This is a genomic window from Leptotrichia trevisanii DSM 22070, assembly GCF_000482505.1.
Lineage (GTDB): Bacteria > Fusobacteriota > Fusobacteriia > Fusobacteriales > Leptotrichiaceae > Leptotrichia > Leptotrichia trevisanii.
In genome coordinates this window covers 1-5,437 of sequence record NZ_AXVL01000063.1, presented here as the reverse complement: position 1 = coordinate 5,437, position 5,437 = coordinate 1, and the positions used below count along the sequence as shown (strand labels likewise).

11 protein-coding genes are annotated in these 5,437 nt (G+C 28.9%); 10 read left to right on the top strand and 1 reads right to left on the bottom strand.

The window, feature by feature from the left end; genetic code table 11:
- From K324_RS16065 to K324_RS0109175, 4 genes are all read left to right on the top strand, one after another.
- The coding region (locus K324_RS16065) for a S24/S26 family peptidase (RefSeq protein WP_036095440.1) at positions 1-198 on the top strand (198 nt) is incomplete at its 5' end.
- A 38-nt stretch (positions 199-236) separates the two neighbouring features.
- A complete protein-coding gene (locus K324_RS0109185) occupies positions 237-1,703 on the top strand; it encodes an SNIPE associated domain-containing protein (protein WP_211231556.1) in 1,467 nt (488 codons plus the stop codon).
- A 98-nt stretch (positions 1,704-1,801) separates the two neighbouring features.
- Complete coding sequence (locus K324_RS0109180; protein ID WP_026748884.1) at positions 1,802-1,987, top strand: hypothetical protein; 186 nt, start codon at positions 1,802-1,804, stop codon at positions 1,985-1,987.
- A 67-nt stretch (positions 1,988-2,054) separates the two neighbouring features.
- Positions 2,055-2,240, top strand: a complete 186-nt coding sequence (locus K324_RS0109175; RefSeq protein WP_026748883.1) for a hypothetical protein — start codon at positions 2,055-2,057, stop codon at positions 2,238-2,240.
- Here K324_RS0109175 and K324_RS0109170 read toward each other — a convergent pair.
- Positions 2,237-2,446, bottom strand: a complete 210-nt coding sequence (locus tag K324_RS0109170; protein ID WP_026748882.1) for a hypothetical protein — start codon at positions 2,444-2,446, stop codon at positions 2,237-2,239. The genes K324_RS0109175 and K324_RS0109170 overlap by 4 nt on opposite strands.
- A gap of 91 nt (positions 2,447-2,537) precedes the next feature.
- Here K324_RS0109170 and K324_RS0109165 point away from each other — a divergent pair, with 91 nt between their 5' ends.
- From K324_RS0109165 to K324_RS0109140, 6 genes are all read left to right on the top strand, one after another.
- Entirely contained in the window at positions 2,538-2,840 is a 303-nt protein-coding gene (locus tag K324_RS0109165; RefSeq protein ID WP_026748881.1) for a hypothetical protein, read from the top strand.
- Positions 2,841-2,929: 89 nt separating this feature from the next.
- A complete protein-coding gene (locus tag K324_RS0109160) occupies positions 2,930-3,757 on the top strand; it encodes a helix-turn-helix domain-containing protein (RefSeq protein ID WP_026748880.1) in 828 nt (275 codons plus the stop codon).
- Entirely contained in the window at positions 3,645-4,409 is a 765-nt protein-coding gene (locus K324_RS0109155) for an ATP-binding protein (RefSeq protein WP_248615384.1), read from the top strand. The genes K324_RS0109160 and K324_RS0109155 overlap by 113 nt, the downstream gene beginning before the upstream one ends.
- 8 nt (positions 4,410-4,417) lie before the next feature.
- Entirely contained in the window at positions 4,418-4,618 is a 201-nt protein-coding gene (locus tag K324_RS0109150) for a hypothetical protein (RefSeq protein ID WP_026748878.1), read from the top strand.
- 35 nt (positions 4,619-4,653) lie between these two features.
- The gene (locus tag K324_RS0109145) at positions 4,654-5,076 is read left to right on the top strand and encodes a class I SAM-dependent methyltransferase (protein WP_051354434.1); all 423 of its coding nucleotides are present in this window, start codon (positions 4,654-4,656) and stop codon (positions 5,074-5,076) included.
- Positions 5,052-5,315 (top strand): hypothetical protein, encoded by a 264-nt coding sequence (locus K324_RS0109140; protein WP_026748876.1) that lies wholly within the window; start codon positions 5,052-5,054, stop codon positions 5,313-5,315. Before K324_RS0109145 ends, K324_RS0109140 begins: the two co-directional genes overlap by 25 nt.
- The last annotated feature ends 122 nt before the right edge of the window (positions 5,316-5,437 follow it).

Below are 5,437 nucleotides of genomic sequence, written 5' to 3'. Positions count from 1 at the left end.
GAGGCATTAATTTATCAAGAGGATTCCAAATATTTAAAAAGAGTTTTTTTTGAAGAAGGGACAGGGAATTTGATACTAAAATCTTATAATCCAGCTTATGCCGATTATATAATTCCTAATCATGAACTTGACAGAGTGGAGTGTAAAGGTATTATAAGTATGGTTATAAGTATGAGAAATAAGAAATTTATGTTTTAGGAATAGAGATTATGAATTACAAAACTTAGGAGGAAAAATTGCTAAAAATAAAATTTAAAGTATTTTGCTTATTTTTGATTGCAAGTTTGTCTAGTCAAGCCACAGGGAATAATAAAGAATTTATAGTTGATGATTCTGTTATTGTGTTAGTACTTGCTTGGATTACAGGTATTATAATTATTGCTTTATTTTTAAGCAGAAGAAAATATAAAAAGGCAGGATTAATTCTCGCACAAGAAAATATAAATTTAGAAAAAAAGGTTAAGGAATTAGAAAAAGAATTAAAGAGTGAGCAAAACAAAATTTTAGAAGTCGAAAAAATGGATTTGTTAGAAGCCATTGAAAAATATGACGAATTAAAAAATAAAATATCAAAATCAGAGTTACAGAAAGAAAAAATAGATAAAATTCTGTCAGAAATAACATGTGAATTGAATAAGCGAAAATCAATGTTGGAAGCTGTTAATGACGAACTAAATATGGAAAGTTTCGGATTATATAAACCTAGATATAATTTCGCTAATTCTAGTCAATATAAATTTAAACTTGAGGAAATCAGGAAACGTCAAAAAAATATGATAAAATATAAATCAGCAGTACATTATTCGGAAAATTGGACAGTTGATGGTTCAGCTTCAAAGGGACGTAAAATGACTAACGATAATATAAAAATGATTTTAAGATCATTTAATTCTGATTGTGAGGCTGCTATCAATAAAATCAAATTTAACAATCTAGAAAAAATTGAAAATAGAATTTATAAATCTTTTGAGCAACTGAACAAATTAAATGAAGTTAATCAAGTTTCTATTACACAAGAATTCTTGAATTTAAAATTTGATGAGTTACATTTGGGCTACGAATATGAACAAAGAAAAGAACTAGAAAAAGAATTATTACGTGAAGAGCGAGAAAAAGAAAGAGAGAATAAAAAAGTATTGCAAGAAATAGAAAGAAAAAAACGTAGTATTAATAAAGAAATTTTGCATTATGAAAATGCTCTTGATGAATTAGAAAATAAAATCTTAATTGCATCGGATAACGAAAAACTAGAATTAGAAAGTAAATTATCTGAAATTAGAGAAATCATTGAAAAGTACAATGATGAAAAAGAGGAATTAGATTATAGACTTGAAAATATTGGTGCGGGATATGTCTACATTATTTCAAATATCGGTGCATTTGGAGAAAATGTGTTTAAAATAGGTGTAACTAGAAGGCTTGAACCTTTAGAACGTATCAAAGAGTTAAGCAGTGCATCTGTTCCATTTAAATTTGATGTTCATGCATTGATTTTCAGTTATCAAGCATTTGAGCTTGAGAAAGAATTGCATAATTATTTTAATAGCAAAAGAGTAAATATGATAAATAATAGGAAAGAGTTTTTTAACATAACCATAGATGAAATAGAAAATGTATTGAACAAGTATAAAGATTTGACATTTGAATTTAATAAAATTCCGGATGCAGAGGAATATAGAGAAACATTAAAATTACGAAATTAAGTGTTTTTCGGAAGAGCTTTTGAAGAAGCTCTTTTTTTGTTAAAAATATATTTGACAAAATGCAAATAAAAAGTTATAATAAATTTGAGGTGAAGAATATGAATAAAAAGAAACAAAAAAATCTTAATCAAAAACGGCTTTTAAAACTAAAAATAGATAAAGATTTAACTTGGGAAAACATCGAGGAAATAACGGGATATACGAGACAAAATATTGATTATGCATTTAAAAGGAATACTCAAAGAACAATACAAAAAGTCTTTGAAAAACTGGGAACGGTTTAATTTTTTTATGCAAATTTATTTGACAAAATGCAAATAGAACCCAAAAAGAAAAGGAAGGAAGTGTGAAATGGATAAAAAAGAAAGTCGATACGAAAGACGTGCGAAAATATCAAAAGAAATAGAAAAAGTTTTAATCGAACATGATGTTACTTTTTTTGAATTTAACAGAATAACAGAAATGCTAAACATAGAGTATGAGCATAGAGCATACTTAAAAAAAGAAGGAGGAATAAATCCCCCTAAGAAACATTAACTGTTATCTTCAAAACACAAAACTTCATTACGTTTAATAAAGATTTCTTTCTCTTGAACAGCAATCAAAACGAAATCAGGATATAAAGCTATCAGTTGAGCATTATCATAATCTCCAAATGAAGTTTTAATATTTACAAAATATCCGTTATCAGTATTTAAAAATTCTGTAAATGCTGATGTATCAAAGATATTTTTTTTAGACATAATAACACCTCCTTTCTTGTGTATTTAATTTTATTTGGCGATATTATTATAACTCAAAAGGGGGTAAAAATGAAATAAGGGAGGTGAAACAATGGAACAAGGAACAAATCCAAGACCTAAAACCGCAAAACCAAAACATCCAGGAATATCCAGTGAACTTCCTGAAAAAAGGCTGGAAAGAATACATAAAACGATTATGGAGGTTTTTGACGTGCTTGGCAACAATTATATAGACGGAGATGAATTTGAGATAATAGTTGTAACTTTAAGAAACGAGTTTAAAAAATTAAACAGTAACAAAAATTTTACATTTGAATCAAAATTGAAAAATGTTGTATGTGAAGAAATTGAAAAAGAATTTAAAAGAATACTAGATTCAAGAGGGATTTTGTAAAATAAAAAAGCACTTCAAATGAAGTGCATGCAAATATTTTCATAATTTGATTATATCAAATTTAGTAAATTAAGTAAAGAGGTGTAGAAATGAAAACTGTAATAAAAAAGACAGAAAACTTTACAATGGTACATAATAATCTGATATTTGATGAGAGTATCAGCTGGAAAGCAAAAGGGATTTTGTTGTACATGCTTTCAAGACCGAGCAACTGGAGATACAATGCAAAGGAAATTGCCAAAAACTCTAAAGATGGACTGGATTCAGTTTATTCAGGGCTAAAAGAATTGGTAAAAGAAAGATATGTAAGCAGAAAGAAAAACGCTGACGGAACAATAAATTATTATATTTTTGAGGACAAGTCAGAAAACAATATAAGAGATTATCAGGATAAGGAAGAAATAGAGGAAAAAGAGAAAGAAGAAAAGGAGCCTGATACCGAAAACCCAAACTTGGATAACCCAAATCTGGAAAAGCCTGATATGGAAAACCCAAATCAGGAAAACCCAAACTTGGATTTTCCCCACTATAATAATATAGATAATACTAATATAGAATATAATAATATAGGTTCTATATATTTATATAAGGGCAAGGAATTTGAAAAAGCATTTTCAGATTTTAAAATTATGAGAATTGGTAAAAAAGAGCCATTATCGAAACCAGCAGAGGATTTAATTCTTATGAAGTTACACAGATTAGCAGGGAATAATGAGCAATTAGCAATAGAAATATTAAACAAATCGACTATAAACAGCTGGAAAGATATTTTTCCGCTAGATAAAAAACAGGGAGGAAATAAAAATGGAAACACAGGGAATAAGAGAAGCTATACAGGAAATGCTGAGAAAAAGGGGTTTGACAAGCACAATGATTATAAGCCAGACTACTCAAAGGGATTCGATGACTGGAATTAATACCGAATACGTACCAGCCAGCATATTTAAACAGCAAGAAATCCACAAATATATGAGTTTATCAAAACTAACGGAACAGGATTGGCATAAAAGATTTGAGAATGCAGAAGTTAAAACGCCAGAAGAAATTGAATTTAAGAAGTCGTTTGAGAAATATTGCAAAAACTTTGAAACAATCAAACAAAAAGGGCTTGGAATATTAATGAGTGGTAATCCTGGAACTGGCAAAACTTATTATACAACTTGCATAATGAATGCTTTGAATCAAAAATACCTTGTTTACAAGACAACTTTATCCGATTTGCTGGAAGAAATCAGAAAAAGCTATAAAAGTTTTGAAAATGAGAATGACGATTTTTTATTCAACAGATTATCCAAAGCGGAATTGATAATTTTTGATGACCTAGGAAACGAATTTTTAAGTGACTGGGGAAAAGAAAAAATGTTTATGATTCTTAATTTTATTTACGAAAATAACAAGCCTTTGATAATAAATACGAATTTAGATGCTAAGCAATTATCAAGTTTTTTCAACATAAACGGCAGCGACAAACTATTGGACAGAATCCGCAGCAAATGTAAAACATATGTTTTTAACTGGGAAAGTCGGAGAAAAGATTTATATAAAAAAGACTTTGAGGAATTATATTAGGAGCATAGATGCAAAATTTAAAAAGAGAAAAAGACAGGCTAAGTATTGAAAACGATAGCCTGAGGGAAGTGAATAGGATACTAAGTAATAAAATGGCAGAAACATCTAAAAAGATAAAAGCTAATTGCGAACAGATTCAGAAAAACAAAAAAGAGATTGAGCGGATTGAGAAGAAAATGAAAATTAAGATGAAGGGGGAAGAAAAATAGAAAAGAAAATAATTGATGTATGCTGTGGATCAAGAATGTTCTGGTTTGATAGAGAAAATGAAAATACAGTTTTTATGGATAAAAGGGAATTTGAGGACATGCTATGCGATGGACGAAGTTTGAAGATAAGTCCTGATATTGTGGCCGACTTTAGACAAATACCATTTCCAGATGAAAGTTTTTATCTAGTTGTATTTGATCCGCCACATTTGGTAAGAGCAGGAGAAAAATCTTGGATAGCCAAGAAATATGGAAAATTAAATCCTGAAACTTGGAAAAACGACATAGAACAAGGATTCAATGAATGTATGAGAGTATTAAAAACAAATGGAACATTAATTTTCAAATGGAATGAAGAGCAAATTAAGTTAAAAGATATTTTGGCCACAATAAAATATAAGCCACTTTTTGGAAATAAAAGGGCTAAAACACATTGGCTTGTGTTTATGAAATTATAAAATCAGGAGGAAATAAAACGAAAATAACACTTATCTGCCTAAAGATAGACAAAAACGAATTAAAAACAACAGACAAAAACGAATGGCTTAAATTCATAAAAAGTCATCGTGGCAATGTAAAAAGCATAGAGCAATTTAACTGGGAGATTCCTGAAAATAAATTGCAGAAGGCTTTGGAGTACTCTTATGATGAACTTTATAAATTTAAACTGGAAGAGAATAGGAGGGAAAAAGATTGATAAAACTAGAGTTATCCATAATACCGCCGTCTGTAAATACATTGTGGGTAAATAAGAATAAAGGACGGTACAAATCAAAAAGGGGCAAGGAGTTTGAAGAAATAGCCAAGTATGAATTAAAA

Excerpts from the sequence above, each read along its gene's own strand:
- K324_RS0109145 (WP_051354434.1), top strand. The coding sequence starts at position 4,654 with ATGTTCTGGTTTGATAGAGAAAATGAAAATACAGTTTTTATGGATAAA.
- K324_RS0109155 (WP_248615384.1), top strand. The coding sequence starts at position 3,645 with ATGGAAACACAGGGAATAAGAGAAGCTATACAGGAAATGCTGAGAAAA.
- K324_RS0109180 (WP_026748884.1), top strand. The coding sequence starts at position 1,802 with ATGAATAAAAAGAAACAAAAAAATCTTAATCAAAAACGGCTTTTAAAA.
- K324_RS0109160 (WP_026748880.1), top strand. The coding sequence starts at position 2,930 with ATGAAAACTGTAATAAAAAAGACAGAAAACTTTACAATGGTACATAAT.
- K324_RS0109150 (WP_026748878.1), top strand. The coding sequence starts at position 4,418 with ATGCAAAATTTAAAAAGAGAAAAAGACAGGCTAAGTATTGAAAACGAT.
- K324_RS0109165 (WP_026748881.1), top strand. The coding sequence starts at position 2,538 with ATGGAACAAGGAACAAATCCAAGACCTAAAACCGCAAAACCAAAACAT.
- K324_RS0109175 (WP_026748883.1), top strand. The coding sequence starts at position 2,055 with ATGGATAAAAAAGAAAGTCGATACGAAAGACGTGCGAAAATATCAAAA.
- K324_RS0109170 (WP_026748882.1), bottom strand. The coding sequence starts at position 2,446 with ATGTCTAAAAAAAATATCTTTGATACATCAGCATTTACAGAATTTTTA.